This is a genomic window from Streptomyces hyaluromycini (assembly GCF_002217755.1).
Taxonomy (GTDB): domain Bacteria; phylum Actinomycetota; class Actinomycetes; order Streptomycetales; family Streptomycetaceae; genus Streptomyces; species Streptomyces hyaluromycini.
Window position 1 is genome coordinate 989738 of record NZ_BCFL01000018.1, and the last position, 16939, is coordinate 1006676.

Sequence of the window (16939 nt, forward strand, 5' to 3'; positions counted from 1 at the left end):
GTCTTTTCCGATCCTTGTGTCCAACCTGCGTCCCGAATGCGTCCCGGATGGACACGCACACCCGGTTCAAGGACCCTCTCCCCAGCTGGGGAGAGGGTCTCGAAACCATGCGCAGCGGATTCCCTTTCCAACGCGCAGCGACTCAAAGGCAGGTGGATCGCCCCTCAAGTGCACGGGGCCGACACTTCCTCCGTCGCCTCAACGATGACGCAGTACGGGCTATCCCCGCGCGAAGGCCAACAGCAGCTCATGATCCCCCACACCGTGGAGGAGCTATCTCATCGCGCGCGGGGCCAGCAATATGACCTCGCCCGCATAGGCATTGGCCTTGGAGCTTCCCCCCGTGCGGGGCCGAGCAGCGGCGGCTGTACCAAGGGCACATCGACGCGGAGCGACCCCAGCGGGCGCGGGGCCGACTGGTAACCGCGTGTGTGCATGGTATGTAGATCGGAGCCATCCCCGCGTGCACGGGGCCGACGGCCGCTCGTCCGGCATCCACCAGTAGATGTAGGAGCTATCCCCACGTGCGCGGGGCCGACGCGGTGGTCTACATGTGCCGCCGGTTTGCCTGGGAGCTATACCCGCGTGCGCGGGGCCGACGCCCTGACGTGCTCGATGTAGGGCACCCCGATCGAGCTATCCCCGCGCGCGGGGGCCGATTGCGAGGCGGCTCCGCCGTGGTAGCGGCACACGGAGCTATCCCCGCGTGCGCGGGGCCGACGGCGTCCGCGTTGTAGACGAACCCGCCGAACCGTGGGCCATCCCCGCGTGCGCGGGGCCGACTCTCCCTGAGCTGGCACGTTCGCGGCTATCAGCTGCGATTTCATGCACTCGTGTCGAGGTGCGGTATGCCTGCCTGAACTTCGGTTTGTTCCTGGGTGGGTCTGGTCAGGATGAGGCCGCAGGAGTAGGCGCGGGCGCGGCCCAGGCCGGTAGTGATGGTCTTGGTGAATGTGGCCGGGTCGGTGACGGTGAGGGTCCCACGAATTTCGGCACGGGTGATCTTCAGTCCCTTGTGGTGGTCGGTGCTGACCGGCGGAAGCATCCGGATGGCAAGGGTGGTCCGCTCGGCGTCGGCACCTATGCGGGGGATACCGCTCGGCGCGGTGTCAGGTATTCCGGCGGGTTGGAGGCGGTCCTCGAACCACGTGCGCACGTGTGCGGGTAGGACGTGCGGGAGCCGCTTGATGACAGGTTTGCCGTTCTGTTTGAGGTCGGCCCGCGTCTTGGTCGGGGAGACCACGGTGCGGAAGGTGAATCGGTCTCCGGTGCTGATGGTCTCGTCGACGGTACGGATGTCGACTGGGGCGCAGAGGGCCTCACGTGGGATGGCGGTCCAGTCGGGGCGTACGCGTGACTGGACGATGAGCAGCAGGGTTTGTGTCGCCAAGTTGGCGGACCAGGTGGACAGAACGCCGACTTGCGCGCGAGGGGCATCAGCGCCGTCTGGGACCCAGCCTTTGAAGCCGCCCATCACGATGCGATGCATGTGGTGGGCATCTATGAGGGCGGGCGCGGCATAGGTGTGGTTGAGGTCGAGTTGGATGATGCTCTGGCAGGTGATCAGTCGGGCGGTGCTCACGGGATGATGTCCCATCCGATGGTCGGCTCGGGGCTGATGCGGGTGCGGGTCTCCCACCGAGCCGTGTGGGTGCGGTGTTCGGGGTGGTAGGTGACGGGCTGGTCTGTTCTCTGCGTGGCCCCGGGGGTGCCGGGGGTGGCTTCGATCCATGCCCATGGCTGTTGGCTGGTGGCATTGGGCAGGAGCGCGGTCGTGGTGAGGATCGTCTCGGCGGTTCCTGGGTGGACGCCGCCGGAGATGGTGCCGCTTGGGGGGCAGGACTTGCGGCCGAGCCAAAGAAGGCGTTTGGGGTGTTCCACGGCGTGGCTGATGCCGTGCAGGAGGTCCTGGTCCGGATGTTCGACAGCCGCGACGAATGCGGCGTCCGCCAGGTACCAGCGGGTCGTCATCATTGCGTCGCGCGTGGTGTTGCCTGCCAGGAGAACCCCGGTTTTCGGGTCCGGGGCGATTTCTTTCGGGGCGCCGTACCACTTGGTGACGGAGCGGGCGGTGAGGTGTCCGAACACGGGACCGGTGCTGGTGTCGAGAGCGGCAGCGGCCTTGTCGGCCCGGCGGTGGTCGGTGATCAAGTCGCGGGGGCGTAGCGGGTAAGTGCCGCTGCCGACGATGTGGAAGTCCCGGACGGCGGTGCCGGGGCGGTCGGCCCGTACAGCGAAGCGCAGGTCGGTGAGCGCGCCGAGGTCGTCTGCTCGGTCCAGGCCGAGGGCCGCGGCCACGAGTCCGGTCACCCCGGACTTCGTCGGCCGGTTGAGGGTGTCGCGACGGTCGAACCGGGCCAGGGCTCCCCACGACTGGAGCGGACCGGCCAGGCGTAGCAGAAGCACGGCGGTCACCGGCTGGTCAGCTCCTCGATGCTGTTGGCTTCCACTCCGGGCAGGGTGCCGGCGGCCGTACGGGAGTCGATGAGTTCCTGTACGTCGAGGTCGTAGGTGAGCACCTGGGCGGGTGAGATGTCCGTGCGCTTTCGCAGAACGAGAGCGTGCTGGTTCAGGAGGCGGTCGGCGGCCGCGACGGATACCATGCCATCGATCTCTTCGGCGATCGGCTTCTCGAAGATCCCGGCGTAGTTGAACGGTCGGGCCCCGGTGAAGGCCATGACGAGCTTGGGAAGAACGCCAGTTGCAGCCGTGGTGTTCTTCTTGGCTTGAGGGATGGCGTTGGTGAACCCCTCGACGAATTCGAGTTCGGCGGCTTCGGCGGCGGCCTGTACCTGGTCGGGTTTCATGCCGGAGGCAAGCAGGTTGATCCGCAGCTTGTAGCGGTCGAGGACCGCGTGGCGGTAGAAGGTGCCGGAGATGAGCGACTGATAGCCGGTCATGCCTGCGCCGGAGTCGTCGGCGGCGTCGATGTAGTCCAGGGCGTGGGCCTTGCGGTGGAGCTTGGCGTCGTCGGCTGCGGCGTAGAAGTCGTCGATGTGTTCGGCCGCGTGGACGGTGAAAGCGTGCGCTGTCTGGATGGCGCCGTCCACGTTGGGCGAGTCGGCGATCTCGGCGAGGAACCGGCCATACAGGGCAATGTCGATCGCGTCGCGGGGAGCGAGTGCGGAAAGGATCGCCTCGCGGATCTTCCGGGGGAGAGGCGGAAGCTGCTCCTCGTTGTTGGGGTCGTCGGCAGCGGGGGCGGGGATTTCTGTGCCGTTCTTCTTTGCCTTCCTGGCAGCCGCAGCTGCGGCTTTCTTCTCGGCCTCGGCGGCGTTTCCCGCTTCCCTGGCCTTGAGGTAGTCGGTGGTCCAGGCGGTCACCTCGGTGCGGTGCTCCTGGATCCAGTCGGCGATGACCTGCCCGGCGTCCTCGGGTGCGAACAGCAGTACCTGGGTGAGGTCGCGGGTGGTGGTTTTGGCGCCGAACTTCAGGCCGACGCCTTCGAGTAGGGCCTTGGCGGTGGCCAAGGCATCGGCCCGGTCCCATCCGTACCGATCGGCGAGCGCCTTGGCGGTGAGCTTGGCCCATTCGCGGGTGCGGATGCCCATGGTGTATCCGGCGAGTGGTCCCTGGCCGGCGTTGGCGCGCTCGCGGCTGTGGGTGCGCTCGGCACGTCGCCGTGCTTGTGCGGTGATCATCGTGCGAGGGTCGCCGCCGAAGACGAATTGCTTGGGCATGCCGTTCTCGTCACGCACGGGAAGCGCGGCGGTGAATGTCTCCAGCAGGTGGAGGGAGAGGTACTGGTCACCGGTGAGAAGCTCCGCGGCCGGGGTGTTCAGGGCGGTCACGTGGTTGTCCTCTTCGTGTGGGTGGGCGTGTAGAAGGAGGAGCCCCAGGTGTCGGCGACGGACCGGTTCCGGCTCCTCAACCGGTCCCGGGTCTTCCAGCGGGCCAGGTCATCGGGGAGCTGGGCCCAGGACGGCGGGGCGGTGTCGCAGGCGCGGGCTCGTTCGATGGCGTGCTGCAGGTGCGACCAGGGGATCTCGCGGGATGCGGTGATCCGGTCCAGTAGCCGCTTGGCCCCAGGGTCGGCGGGGCCGCGGCCGGCACCGCTGCCGATCTTTCGCATGGCCGTGCCCACGTCGCCATATCCGTAGTGCGGGCGGAGGGCTCCGGCGTGGTAGCGAGCGAAGAGGAACGCAGTGAATTGGTAGATCTGCTCATGTTCTTCGGATGGGGCGAAGCCCGCGGCGATGTGGTGAGCCTCTGTGCGTCGGGGCGGGTTTGGTCTGCGTAGCGCGGCGAGAGCACCGAGTTTGTGTGTATGGACCAGGCCGCACAGCCAGATCGAGAGTTGGGTGCCGGGCGGCTTTGTGCCGGCGGTCGGGGCGAGGTCAGGCATCTGCGGGTTCCTTCAACTGGACAGGCGCTTTGCTGTGGCCGAGGAGGGCGCGGAGCCGGGCGCGCGCGGTGACGCGGGCCTGCAGACCGGTGCCTCCTGGGGGCAGGCTGGTCAGCCGCCCGTCGAGAGACGTGATGGCCAGGGCGCGGATGTCGCAGCCGAAGGTGGCCAGGGCCTCGATGGTGGCGCCGGTGTCAACAACCTGGTCCAGCAGGTGGTGGAACAGGTCGGCGGCACCGGCCCACATCTCAGGTTCGCCGTTGAAGCGAGCGAGCTGGGCGGCCTTGTCGTCCGGCTTGGGATTGGGGTAGGCGATCTCGCGTGCGGCCGCCGCCGCGAGGTACAGGGAGCGCGCGGTGTATTCGCAGATCGCCGAGCCCTGCTCGGCGGCGTGGCGCAGCTGGGTCTCTCGGCCGGGCACGTACGGGAACTCGTCTGACACCCAGCTAGTCAGCTTGCCCTGGGTGGCGAGCAGGCCGATGGCCCACAGGTGGACTCGGCGGCCGTGCAGCATTGCGACCCGGCCGTACAGATCGGTGCCCTTGTCGCGCTCGGCGACGGCCGCGTACAGAGCCTGGGACTCCCGCCACAGATCACGCGTGGGTGACGGCTTGAGCAGGGTCTTCTTCCCGCCCGGGGTTTCGAAGGTGACAGCGTCCGGCACATACGCAGCCGACAACTCGGAGAGGGTTTCACCGGCGCCGATGAGTACCCGGTCGACACCGACGCGGCCGTCGGGAAGGACGATCGGCCGCAGCGCGATCGAGCGGCCGAGCACGGTGTGTAGATCGGCCGGGCCTCGCGGGGAGCGGGTTTGCTGTGGTCCCGGCCGTGTGAAGTCTCGTCGCGAGGAATCCTGATTCCACGTCAAGTTGAGCGGCCCGGGTTCATGCGGCCACGGGGCGGTGTTGACGCGCAGCAGGTCGCCGAGGGTGGCTCCTGGCCAGGCAGGACGGGCGATGACCTTCAGGCGGGTGGCCAGTCGGTTGGTGCCGAGGTTGGTGAAGGTCCCCGGCAGCCCCATGTCCTTGGCCTTGATCCTGCCGCGCATCCCGATCCCGTACGCGTGCTGGGTGAGCATCGCACGCCATGCGGCATCCGCCGGTACGGGCTCCGGGTGATGGAGATGGTAATGGTTGAAGAACTGGTTGTAGTCCCCGACCCGTTCCAGGAAGAGCTGAGCTGGCCCGACACCATAAGTATCGAGGTGAGGGCGGAGGACGGGGTTCTGGCCGAGGGGCCGCTCGGGGTCGAAGAGGTCCCAGCAGCCGGAGTGACCAGCTATCCAGTCGGCACCTTGTCCAAGGGCGTGCGGCCGGTGACCCACGACAACCATTCGTCGGAAGTCTCGGGATGCTGATCCGCCGCGTAGATCAGGCCGATCAGCCAGTCGATCAGCGCGGCTGTTTCCCCCGGGGTGTCACCGCAGACAGCGGCCAGCTCGTCGGCCCGGCGGAACACGTCGACCAGGTTCAGCTTGACGCGCTGCAGGTCAGAGCCGACTGTCAGTGCCGGGATGCATGCTTGATCGCGCGGTTCCCATCGCATCTTGTTTCCACCTCCTTCCAGATGGAGTTGGACTTATAAAAGGACGTGCTCTGTTGGCAGCGTCGTTGAGGGTGGCGACACTAGCACCATTCGGGGGAGGGATATGACGATAAGTCATAATTGGTCACTGCGACGGCACTTCTTCATCTGGGCCAAGACCGACCAGCGCAGAATCAGTCGTCGTAGGGGCGGCCCCGCTTGGAATCCGCTGCTTGCTCACGCTCTCGACACCGCCGCCTGCGTCGCTCAGCTGTGGGACCGTTATCTCCCCCTCACCGCTTGGGCCCGGCTTGCCGACGCGTTCGGCGGCGGCCGCGAGGACACGGCCCGCCGAGTTGTGATGCTGCTGGCCGCCCTGCACGACCTCGGTAAGGGCTCCGGATGCTTCCTGCGTATGTTCGGCACCAGCCAGTGGGACGGCTCCTACCTGCAGCAGGCCCGCGCCATGTGGGAGCAGCAGGCACGCGCTGCTGGTCTTCCTCTGGGAGAGGACCTTGACGCCCAGCCCGGCGCGCGGCACGAGCACATCACCGCCCTACACCTGCCACGACTCCTCGGCTGCACCTGCGAGGACTGCGGCGGGAGCGGCTCGCCGTCAACCGGACTCCACACCGCCGCTGCCCTCCTCGGCGGCCACCACGGAGACATCCCCAGCCCCGACACCATCGGCCGCGCGGCCATGGCGGCCGACATCACCGCCTGGCTACCGATCTACTCAGAACTCATCCAGGACACGGCCGACCTGATCGGAGTCGACCTCGCCACCCTCCCCCGGTTGGTGACGCCCGAACGCCCCAGCGCAATGGTGCTGTTCGCCGGGCTGGTGATCCTCGCCGACTGGATCGCCTCCGACGAATCCCACTTCACCTACCGAACCCTCACCACCAGCCCGCCCCAGTGGTGGCACACCTCCGGTATGCAGGCCCGCGCCGCGGTCACGCGACTGCGGCTGGACGCCTGGCAGCCCGAGCGCGCCGCCGACTGGAGCGACCTCTTCCCCGACACCCCGCCGCGCCCTTTCCAAACTGCCGCCATGGCCGCCCTGCCCGCCACCGGCCCCGCACTCGTCATCGTCGAATCCGACACCGGATCGGGAAAGACCCGCCTCGCCCTGTGGTGTGCCCACCACCTCGCCGTCACCTGCGGATACCAAGGCCTGTACATGGCCCTGCCGACCCGGGCCGCCGCCAATCAAGCGGCCCGCGAGATCGCCGTCTTCATGAACCGGGCCCTCGGCGAGCAGAACACGGCCAACCTCGCCGTCGTCCACGCCACGGCGGAGGCAACCGACTTCGTCCACCAGCTCCTCGATGCCGAGCGAACCCGAGCACAGGCGGCACTCGACGGGCTCGAAGACTTCATCTCTACTCCCCGCCCCGACGACCCCCTGCAGCGCCGGGCAGTCCTCAGTCCTTGGTACCTGCGCCGCTGCCTGGGCCTGATCGCCCCGTTCGCCGTCGGCACCGTCGACCAGGTGGCCCTCGCCGCCCAGCCCAGCCATCACTGGATGCTGCGCATGTTCGGCCTCGCCGCCAAGACACTCATCATCGACGAGGCCCACGCGTACGAGCTCTTCCAGCAAGGACTCCTCGAAGCCGCCATCGCATGGCTCGCCGACGCCGGCGCGTCCGTCGTCGTCCTCTCCGCGACCCTGCCCACCGCCATACGAACCGCCCTCATCCGGGCATGGTGCGACGGCCACCGCGTCCCTACAACACCCACAGATCAGACCGGCCCCATCACCGTCGTGGACCAACACGGCACCATCACTCGCACCGGCCAAACCGACGACACCGACCGAAGCAGCGAAAGCGAACGGACCGCCGGGTCGGAGTTGCACACCTTCATCGACTTCCTGCCCGATCCCGGCACGGCCGCCCTCGCCGCCCGCCTCATGAACGAGGCCGGAAAAGGCGGAATCACCGTCGTCATCCGCAATCGCGTGGCCACAGCCGTCGACTTATACAGAGCCGCCACACACTGCGCCCAGACGCACGGATGGTCACCAAGAGAAATCGTGCTCCTGCACGGCCAGAACCTGCCCCGCTACCGACTCCCTGGTGAAGGCCTACTGACCAGGCGCCTCGGCCCGGGCAAGGACCGCGCCCACCACAACCCCGAGCGGCCCGACCGCCTTCTGGTCATCGCCACGCAAGTTGCTGAGCAGTCCCTCGACATCGACTTCGACCGGATCTACACCGACCTCGCGCCAATTGACGCCCTCATGCAGCGCCGCGGCCGAGTCCACCGGCACCAAGTCAATGACTCCTCACGGCCCGAAGCGTTCCGCAAGCCCCGCATGACCATTCTCACCCAGCCTGGCGCCGACGAACTGCCCGTGGTCGAACCCCCGAACCCAGGCGAAGCACGGCCTCAGGGCAACCCTGACGGCCACGTGTATCCCCCCTACCTCTTGGCCGCCACCTGGTACGCCCTCAGCCAACGCGCCCGCGAGGACGGCACCGTGCATCTCATCACGCCCGCAGACACCACCTCATTGATCGAAGAGGTCTACGGCCCGAAACCCACCGTCGTCGGCACCCTCGGCGAGATTCTCGACCGCACGTCACGCCGCCTGCAAAGCGACCACGGCAACGAGGAGGGCCAGTCCCTCAGCCGTGCGTTCCGCCCCTTCACCCGCCGCGGCAAGTCAATTTCCGTGACCGACCTTGCATCCGGCAAGAGCCACGGTTCGGGCGACAGCGACGGCGTCGCCGGCCTCCGCGCAATCTCCCGTCTCAGTGAGCCTCCGATCGACGCCATCCTCCTGTACAAGCAGCCAAATGGCATCCTCAGTTACGACCCCTCCGGACAGCGACGCGCTGACCTCGCCCGCCATGGCGCCGACTCCCCCGCCCGCCGCCGACAGCAAAAAGACCTTCTCCTCAACACCGCGTCCCTGCCCACACACTGGTTCACCGGAATCAACGCCCTCCCTCTGCCCGAGACCTGGCCGGCCGTCCCCCGCGCGGCCCTGCGAAGCCGCTACGTCGCCCTGTTGAATCCCAGCACTGGGGCTTGCATCAGCGGCCCCACCGGCCTCACCTGCAATCCCGTCACTGGCTTGACCAGGTGAGCACGACAAGTAGTTCAGCCAGCGGACCCGCAACGGCTAGGGTGCTTCCCTAGCCCCACATGGGCATGGGTCAAGAGCGCGTCCATTCTGACCTTCGGCCCCGCACACGCGGGGATAGCTCCCGCGCGCTGTGTGTCATCGCGTCGACACAGCGGCCGGCCTCGCGCCCGCGGGGATAGCTCCGCCGACGACACCACCACTGTGTGGGCCGACGGATCGACCCCACGTACGCGGGGATAGCTCCTTCACGGACATCAGCGAGTCCATCGCGATGCTGTCGACCCCGCGTACCGGGGATAACTCCTACGTCGCCACGACGCTGGACGACCTGCACACGTAGGCCTCGCACACACGGGGATAGCTCCTCGAACTTCTTGTCGTACGCGGTCTGAACGGCGTTGACCCCTCACACGCGGGAATAGTTCCCCGCCCGTCACCGTCACTGCGCGCACGTAGTGGGCCCCGTGCACGCGGGGATAGATCCGCTGGGGGCTACGGCCTGGACCTGCCCGAGGTATGGGTCCCGCGTATGCGGGGATAGCTCAGTCGGGCTTATACCGGTGACGGCACCCGGCAGCGGCTCCGCGCACGCGGGGATCGCTCGGAGAGGGGCCCATACGGGTGTTCTACCAACAGTCGGCCCCGGGCACAGGGCGATCAGACTCGTGCGTCTCGCTGCTGAACTTCCTTGAGGACTCCGGCCACTGTCGCGAAGTCATTATCCACGTGGAGAACAGTGTGGCCGTGGTGCACAGCAGTCGCACACACCAGCAGGTCAATCGCTCCAGCCGCCCGATGCTGGCCCCGCTGGGTCAGCTTGTACTGGGCGGTGTCGACCCAACGCCAGGCGTTCTTCGGAACTGGAGAGAGCAGGCAGAGCGCGTCCAGTTCCTCCGCCAGCTCATCTCGATGAGACGGGCTGGTTGCCGAGTAGAGGAATTCGGTCCGCGTCGGCTCGCAGAGGTGGAACACCCCGGCAGCGATGTGCCCCTCCCAGGGGCGCAGCGCGCCTGGGGTGCGGAACAGGTGCCACAGAGCCGAGGTGTCCACTAGATACGTGATCACTCGAAGGCCTCACGCCGGGCACGCTTCTCGGCGTCACGCGCCGCTGCGGCCTTCTCGAACTCGCCACGCGAACCTCGCGCGGCCAGCTTCTCTGCGGCCTCAAGCCGCTTGATCCGCGCCACGTAGTCCCGAAGGGCCGCGTTGACGGTCTCCTTCTTCGTCGTGGCACCCATAAGTCGCATGGCCTCGGCCAGCGCCTCGTCGTCCAGATCAATCTGTGTGACGGACACCGGACACCTCCAACATCCGCGATGTATGCACCCAGGATACATCACCAACATCCGGCACGGGCATAGACCACAAACAGACCGCCCGAGGGCAGCGCCGAACGCCGAGGCGTTCCCATGGGCTTATTCCCGCCACGAGACGAGCCGGCGGAGGCCTGCTCGACGCCGACACGAAATAACCCATAGGCGCCATGCCCGACTTGACCGGAATCGGCGTCCAGAATTTGTCCAGACGATCATGAAATCATGATCACGACAGGGTCGCCAGGACCCTCACTCCCTCGCCCCGACCAGGAAAGTGCCTGATCAGAACGGTTCTTCTCGCGTAGCGAGTGGTGGGGCGGGTGGGACTCGAACCCACGGCCGACGGATTATGAGTCCGCTGCTCTAACCGGCTGAGCTACCGCCCCATAGCGGCGTGTCGCGTACATGTGTGCGCGCCGTCTGCCGCAGCATAGCCGCTCATACGATCTCCTGCCTCGGCTGGTCGGCTACCGCGGGCGTTCACGACCTTGAGGACATCGGTGCAGGCCCGGCGGTTCCCGCGGACATGAAAAAGGACCCCGCAAGGGGTCCTCGTTCAGCATGCTCCCCCGACTGGACTCGAACCAGTAACCTGCCGGTTAACAGCCGGCTGCTCTGCCAATTGAGCTACGGAGGACCGAGCTCCCCCGACTGGACTCGAACCAGTAACCTGCCGGTTAACAGCCGGCTGCTCTGCCAATTGAGCTACGGAGGAATGCCTCGTTGCATCGAACGTACCTACCTGGGTATTCGCCAGGGGGCGCCCGCTCGCTGCGACACATACATTAGCGCAAGCAGGGGGGTGCTCCGCCAATCGGTTCTCCCCCACGTCGGAAGGGTGGCCGCCATGCGCTACAAGCTCACGTTCGTCCTCGGGCTCGCTCTCGGTTACGTGCTCGGCACGCGGGCCGGACGAGAGCGCTACGAACAGCTGAAGAAGTCCGCCCGCCAGGTCGCCCAGAACCCGGCCGTCCGCAACACCGCCGAGACCGCCGCCCAGCAGGGCCGCGTCTACGCCGGCAAGGCCTTCCACACGGTCAGCGTGAAGGTCGGCGACCACATGCCCGACTCGGTGGCGGCCCGGGTCCGCTCCCTGCGCGACCGCAACACCAACGGCGTAGCCGAGGACGACTGGGGCACGAGCAACACCTGACAGCACTTTCTGACGCCGGCCGGGCTTACCCACCCAAGGGGCGCGGGGAACTGCGCGACCAGCCACAGCGCACCCGCACTCGCACGCCGACACCAGGCACCCACCCCCAGAAGGCGCCCGTCGGCCGAACCACAGCGGCGCGTGCGGCAGAATTTCGGGCATGGGGATAGTCGCCGGGTTGGACAGCTCACCGGATTTCACACGCATCGTGGTCTGCGACACGGACACGGGCGCGGTGCTCCGCCAGGGATACGCACCGCACCCGGTCGACACGCCGGACGGCGCCGCGCGCCCCAGTGACGTCGACCCGCAGGCCTGGCTGCTCTCCCTCGGCGAGGCCGCCGGCGGCGGGCTCCTGGAGGGCGTGCAGGCCATCGGCGTGTCCGCGCAGCAGAACGCGCTGGTCCCGCTGGACGCCCAGGGCAACACCGTCCGCCCCGCGATGGTCGGCGGCGACAAGCGCGCCCAGGTCGCGGCCGCCGATCTCATCGACGCGCTGGGCGGGCGGGAGGCCTGGGCACAGGCGGTGGGATCCGTGCCGCAGGCCGCGCAGCCCGTCACCAAGCTGCGCTGGCTGGCGAAGACCGAGCCGGAGAACGCCCGGCGGACCGCCGTACTGCTGCAGGCCCACGACTGGCTGGTGTGGCAGCTGCTCGGGCGGCCGGTCAGGCGGACGACCGACCGGGGCGGGGCCTCCGGGACCGGGTACTGGTCGGCGGCCACCGGCGGTTACCGGCCCGACCTCGTCGAACTCGCCCTGGGGCACCAGACGATGCTGCCCGAGGTGATCGGCCCGTCCGACGCGGCCGGTACCACCCCGGAGGGGCTGCTGATCTCCGCGGGGACCGGCGAGACCATGGCCGCCGCCTTCGGGCTGGGGCTCGGGTTCGGGGACGCCGTGGTGTCGCTCGGCGCCTCGGGGTCGGTCATGGCCGTGCACACGGAGGCGCTCGCCGACACCTCCGGGATGATCACCTCGCTCGCCGACGCCACCGGCATGCACCTGCCGGTCGTCACCACGCTCAACGCGGTACGGGCCCTGCGCGGCACCGCCGAGCTGCTCGGACTGTCCGATCTGGAGGCCCTCTCCGACCTGGCGATGAAGTCGACGCCCGGGTCGCACGGGCTGGTCATGCTGCCGTATCTGGAGGGCGAGCGGACGCCGAACCTGCCGCACACCGCCGGGACGCTGGCCGGGCTGCGCCGGGAGTCGATGCGGGCCGAGCATCTCGCGCGGGCGTCCTTCGAGGGCATGCTGTGCGGCCTCGCCGACGCGCTGGACGTGCTGCGCGGCCGGGGCGTGGAGGTGCGGCGGATCTTCCTGCTGGGGCAGGCCGCCGAGCTGCCGGCCGTGCAGGCGGCGGCGCCGATGCTGTTCGGCACGCAGGTCGTCGTACCGCAGCCGGCGGACTACGCGGCGATCGGGGCGGCCCGGCAGGCGGCCTGGGCGCTCGGGGTCTCACAGGGCACCCTGGACCCGCGTACGCCGCCCGTGTGGCAGGGCGCGGCGGCGCAGGTGCTGGAGCCCGGTGACGAGCTGGCGGTCGGGCAGGCGGTCCGGCAGCAGTTCGTCTCGGTGCGGGAGCAGACCCATCCGGGGGCGTTCCGGTCGTAAACGGCGCGAAACGTGCGCCTGTGTGCGCCCGTGCACGTCCGCTGTCGGGTTAATCGGTTGAGGTAACGCGGGTGGAGTGTCGGACGATAGGGGCCTAGGGCAAGCGGCCCCGCCTTTCCGGGCAAGCGAACCCGCCCCCACCGCCGACTCCGAGAGACGTAGCGTGCTCATACGACTTCTGCGGACCTATCTCAGGCCCTACAGGAAACCCATCTCCATCCTGGTGCTGCTGCAGTTCCTGCAGACCTGCGCCACCCTCTACCTGCCCACGCTCAACGCACACATCATCGACAACGGCGTCGTGAAGGGTGACACGGATTACATCCTGTCCTTCGGTGCCCTGATGATCGGCATCTCGCTCGCACAGGTCGTGTGCAACATCGGTGCGGTGTACTACGGCGCCCGGACCGCGTCGGCGCTCGGCCGGGACGTACGGGCCGCCGTCTTCGACCGGGTGCAGTCCTTCTCGTCACGTGAGGTGGGTCACTTCGGGGCGCCCTCGCTCATCACCCGTACGACGAACGACGTACAGCAGGTCCAGATGCTGGTCCTGATGGCGTTCACGTTGATGGCGTCGGCGCCCATCATGTGTGTCGGCGGCATCGTGCTCGCCCTCGGCCTGGACGTTCCGCTGTCCGGGGTACTGGTCGCCGTGGTACCCGTGCTCGGCATCTCCGTGGCGCTGATCGTGCGCCGGCTGCGGCCGCTGTTCCGGGCCATGCAGGTGCGGCTCGACACGGTGAACCGGGTGCTGCGCGAGCAGATCACCGGCAACCGGGTGATCCGCGCGTTCGTGCGCGACGAGTACGAGCAGGGCCGGTTCGGGAAGGCCAACGGCGACCTGACCGAGATGCAGCTGGCCACCGGCAACATGCTCGCGCTGATGTTCCCGATCGTCATGACGACGGTGAACGTGTCGTCGATCGCGGTGGTGTGGTTCGGTGCCCATCGGATCGACAGCGGCCAGATGGCGATCGGCGATCTGACCGCCTTCCTCGCCTACCTCATGCAGATCGTGATGTCCGTGATGATGGCCACCTTCATGTTCATGATGGTGCCGCGCGCGGAGGTCTGCGCCGAGCGCATCGAGGAGGTCCTGGACACCGAGTCCAGCGTCGTCCCGCCGCTCGCGCCGGTCACCGAGCTGCGCCGGCACGGCCATCTGGAGATCCGGGCCGCGGGCTTCTGCTATCCGGGTGCCGAGGAGCCGGTGCTCAAGGCCGTCGACCTGGTGGCCCGGCCCGGCGAGGTGACCGCCGTGATCGGCTCCACCGGCAGCGGCAAGTCCACCCTGCTCGGCCTGGTGGCGCGCCTCTTCGACGCCACCGACGGCCAGGTCCTCGTGGACGGGGAGGACGTCTCCGGCCTCGACCCGAAGCTGCTCGCCAAGACCGTCGGCCTGGTCCCGCAGAAGCCGTACCTGTTCGCCGGGACCGTGGCGACCAACCTTCGGTACGGCAATCCGGACGCCACCGACGAGGAGCTGTGGCACGCGCTGGAGGTGGCGCAGGCCAAGGGCTTCGTCTCGAACCTGGAGGGCGGGCTGAACGCGCCCATCGCCCAGGGCGGCACCAACGTCTCGGGCGGCCAGCGCCAGCGCCTCGCCATCGCCCGGACGCTCGTGCAGCGCCCGGAGATCTACCTCTTCGACGACTCCTTCTCCGCCCTCGACTACGCGACCGACGCGGCCCTGCGCGCCGCGCTGGCCGAGGAGACGGCCGAGGCGACCGTCGTCATCGTCGCCCAGCGGGTGGCGACCATCAGAGACGCCGACCGGATCGTCGTCCTCGACGAGGGACGCGTCGTCGGCACCGGCCGCCACCACGAACTCATGGCCGGCAACGAGACCTACCGGGAGATCGTGCTCTCCCAGCTGACCGAAGCGGAGGCTGCCTGATGGCCGGGCCCATGGGACGCATGATGGCCGGGGGCGGCCCCGACCAGCGCTCGATGGACTTCAAGAACTCGGGCAAACGGCTCCTCGCCCGGTTCAAACCCGAACAGTTCACGATCTACCTGCTGCTGGTCTGCGTGGTCGCGAGCGTCACCCTCAACGTGATCGGCCCCAAGATCCTCGGCAAGGCCACCGACCTGGTCTTCGCCGGTGTCATCGGCAAGCAGATGCCCGCCGGGACCACCAAGGACCAGGTGCTGGCGGGCATGCGCGAGCGCGGCCAGGACACCGTCGCCGACATGCTGGGGAGCACCGACTTCACCCCGGGCAAGGGCATCGACTTCGACCAGGTCGGCCACGTCCTGCTCTTCGCGCTCTGCACGTACCTGGCCGCCGGCCTCCTGATGGCGGTGGCGACCCGGATGGTCAACCGGTCCGTCAACCGCACGATGTACCGGCTGCGCGAGGACGTCCAGGCGAAGCTCTCCCGCCTGCCGCTGTCGTACTTCGACAAGCGGCAGCGCGGCGAGGTGCTCTCCCGCGCCACCAACGACATCGACAACATCGGCCAGACGCTCCAGCAGTCGATGGGCCAGCTCATCAACTCGCTGCTCACCATCATCGGCGTGCTCGCGGTGATGTTCTGGGTGTCCTGGATCCTCGCCCTGGTGGCCCTGGCCACCGTGCCGCTGTCGTTCCTGATCGCCACCCGCATCGGCAAGCGCTCGCAGCCGCACTTCGTGCAGCAGTGGCGCTCCACCGGCAAGCTGAACGCCCACGTCGAGGAGATGTACACCGGGCACACCCTGGTGAAGGTGTTCGGCCGGCAGGCGGAGTCGGCGCAGCAGTTCGCCGAGCAGAACGAGGCGCTGTACGAGGCCGGGTTCAAGGCGCAGTTCAACAGCGGTGTGATGCAGCCGCTGATGATGTTCGTGTCGAACCTCAACTACGTGCTGGTGGCGGTCGTCGGCGGCCTGCGGGTGGCTTCGGGCGCCCTGTCGATCGGTGACGTCCAGGCCTTCATCCAGTACTCCCGGCAGTTCTCGATGCCGCTGACCCAGGTCGCCTCCATGGCCAACCTGGTGCAGTCCGGGGTCGCCTCGGCCGAGCGGATCTTCGAACTCCTCGACGCGGAGGAGCAGACGGCCGACCCGGTCCCGGGCGAGCGTCCGGCGGAGCTGCGCGGCCGGGTGGCGCTGGAGCACGTGTCCTTCCGGTACGACCCGGAGAAGCCCCTCATCGAGGACCTCTCCCTCACGGTGGAACCGGGCCACACGGTCGCGATCGTCGGCCCGACCGGCGCCGGCAAGACGACGCTCGTGAACCTGCTGATGCGGTTCTACGACGTCTCCGGCGGCCGGATCACCCTCGACGGCGTCGACATCACCCGCATGTCCCGGGACGAACTCCGCGCCGGGATCGGCATGGTGCTCCAGGACACCTGGCTGTTCGGCGGCTCGATCGCGGAGAACATCGCGTACGGCTCCTCCCGCGAGGTCACCCGGGGCGAGATCGAGGAGGCGGCGCGGGCGGCCCACGCGGACCGGTTCGTCCGTACCCTCCCCGACGGCTACGACACGGTCATCGACGACGAGGGCACGGGCGTCAGCGCCGGAGAGAAGCAGCTCATCACCATCGCGCGGGCGTTCCTGTCCGACCCGACGATCCTCGTCCTCGACGAGGCGACGTCGTCCGTGGACACCCGTACCGAGGTGCTGATCCAGAAGGCGATGGCCAAACTGGCGGACGGCCGGACGTCGTTCGTCATCGCCCACCGTCTGTCGACGATCCGGGACGCGGACACCATCCTGGTGATGGAGAACGGGTCGATCGTGGAGCAGGGCGCGCACGCCGAGCTGTTGGCGGCGGACGGTGCGTACGCCCGGCTGTACAAGGCGCAGTTCGCGCAGGCGGTGGCCGAGGTGGACTGACGTGGCTGGGCACGGGTGGGGACGCTTACCGGCGCTTGCCGGGTGCCGCTGCGCCCACCCG

At 68.3% G+C, this 16939-nt stretch carries 13 protein-coding genes and 3 tRNA genes; 5 read left to right on the forward strand and 11 right to left on the reverse strand.

The window, feature by feature from the left end:
• Positions 1-823: 823 nt before the first annotated feature.
• From cas6e to SSP29_RS61695, 6 genes are read right to left on the reverse strand one after another with little or no spacing between them, the layout of a single operon-like run.
• Positions 824-1582 carry a type I-E CRISPR-associated protein Cas6/Cse3/CasE gene (gene cas6e / locus SSP29_RS17430; protein WP_245883118.1) on the reverse strand — a complete coding sequence of 253 codons (759 nt, stop codon included), beginning with the start codon at positions 1580-1582 and terminating at the stop codon, positions 824-826.
• Positions 1579-2415 (reverse strand): type I-E CRISPR-associated protein Cas5/CasD, encoded by an 837-nt coding sequence (cas5e, locus tag SSP29_RS17435; RefSeq protein ID WP_089101541.1) that lies wholly within the window; start codon positions 2413-2415, stop codon positions 1579-1581. Before cas5e ends, cas6e begins: the two co-directional genes overlap by 4 nt.
• A complete protein-coding gene (locus SSP29_RS17440; RefSeq protein ID WP_245883119.1) occupies positions 2412-3791 on the reverse strand; it encodes a type I-E CRISPR-associated protein Cas7/Cse4/CasC in 1380 nt (459 codons plus the stop codon). Before SSP29_RS17440 ends, cas5e begins: the two co-directional genes overlap by 4 nt.
• Positions 3788-4345 (reverse strand): type I-E CRISPR-associated protein Cse2/CasB, encoded by a 558-nt coding sequence (gene casB / locus SSP29_RS17445; protein WP_089101542.1) that lies wholly within the window; start codon positions 4343-4345, stop codon positions 3788-3790. The genes SSP29_RS17440 and casB overlap by 4 nt, the downstream gene beginning before the upstream one ends.
• Positions 4338-5681: a type I-E CRISPR-associated protein Cse1/CasA gene (locus SSP29_RS17450; RefSeq protein WP_089101543.1), complete on the reverse strand. Its 1344-nt coding sequence runs from the start codon at positions 5679-5681 to the stop codon at positions 4338-4340. Before SSP29_RS17450 ends, casB begins: the two co-directional genes overlap by 8 nt.
• Complete coding sequence (locus tag SSP29_RS61695) at positions 5627-5893, reverse strand: type I-E CRISPR-associated protein Cse1/CasA (protein ID WP_107436211.1); 267 nt, start codon at positions 5891-5893, stop codon at positions 5627-5629. Before SSP29_RS61695 ends, SSP29_RS17450 begins: the two co-directional genes overlap by 55 nt.
• A gap of 103 nt (positions 5894-5996) precedes the next feature.
• Here SSP29_RS61695 and SSP29_RS17460 point away from each other — a divergent pair, with 103 nt between their 5' ends.
• Positions 5997-8969 carry a CRISPR-associated helicase/endonuclease Cas3 gene (locus SSP29_RS17460; protein WP_089101545.1) on the forward strand — a complete coding sequence of 991 codons (2973 nt, stop codon included), beginning with the start codon at positions 5997-5999 and terminating at the stop codon, positions 8967-8969.
• A gap of 657 nt (positions 8970-9626) precedes the next feature.
• On the opposite strand, the gene SSP29_RS17465 is transcribed toward SSP29_RS17460, so the two are convergent.
• From SSP29_RS17465 to SSP29_RS17485, 5 genes are all read right to left on the reverse strand, one after another.
• The gene (locus SSP29_RS17465) at positions 9627-10034 is read right to left on the reverse strand and encodes a PIN domain nuclease (RefSeq protein WP_089101546.1); all 408 of its coding nucleotides are present in this window, start codon (positions 10032-10034) and stop codon (positions 9627-9629) included.
• Positions 10031-10264, reverse strand: coding sequence for a type II toxin-antitoxin system VapB family antitoxin (locus SSP29_RS17470; protein WP_089101547.1), 234 nt, complete (start codon positions 10262-10264; stop codon positions 10031-10033). Before SSP29_RS17470 ends, SSP29_RS17465 begins: the two co-directional genes overlap by 4 nt.
• A gap of 330 nt (positions 10265-10594) precedes the next feature.
• Positions 10595-10671 (reverse strand) — tRNA-Ile (locus SSP29_RS17475).
• Between the two features lie 178 nt (positions 10672-10849).
• Positions 10850-10922 (reverse strand) — tRNA-Asn (locus tag SSP29_RS17480).
• A 5-nt stretch (positions 10923-10927) separates the two neighbouring features.
• Positions 10928-11000 (reverse strand) — tRNA-Asn (locus SSP29_RS17485).
• 132 nt (positions 11001-11132) lie between these two features.
• Here SSP29_RS17485 and SSP29_RS17490 point away from each other — a divergent pair.
• The 4 genes from SSP29_RS17490 to SSP29_RS17505 all read left to right on the forward strand — a co-directional run bounded on the left by SSP29_RS17490 (position 11133) and on the right by SSP29_RS17505 (position 16878).
• Positions 11133-11438, forward strand: coding sequence for a hypothetical protein (locus SSP29_RS17490; RefSeq protein ID WP_089101548.1), 306 nt, complete (start codon positions 11133-11135; stop codon positions 11436-11438).
• A gap of 160 nt (positions 11439-11598) precedes the next feature.
• Entirely contained in the window at positions 11599-13053 is a 1455-nt protein-coding gene (locus SSP29_RS17495; protein WP_089101549.1) for an FGGY family carbohydrate kinase, read from the forward strand.
• Between the two features lie 163 nt (positions 13054-13216).
• Positions 13217-14950, forward strand: a complete 1734-nt coding sequence (locus SSP29_RS17500) for an ABC transporter ATP-binding protein (protein WP_089101550.1) — start codon at positions 13217-13219, stop codon at positions 14948-14950.
• Positions 14950-16878 carry an ABC transporter ATP-binding protein gene (locus SSP29_RS17505; RefSeq protein ID WP_089101551.1) on the forward strand — a complete coding sequence of 643 codons (1929 nt, stop codon included), beginning with the start codon at positions 14950-14952 and terminating at the stop codon, positions 16876-16878. Before SSP29_RS17500 ends, SSP29_RS17505 begins: the two co-directional genes overlap by 1 nt.
• The last annotated feature ends 61 nt before the right edge of the window (positions 16879-16939 follow it).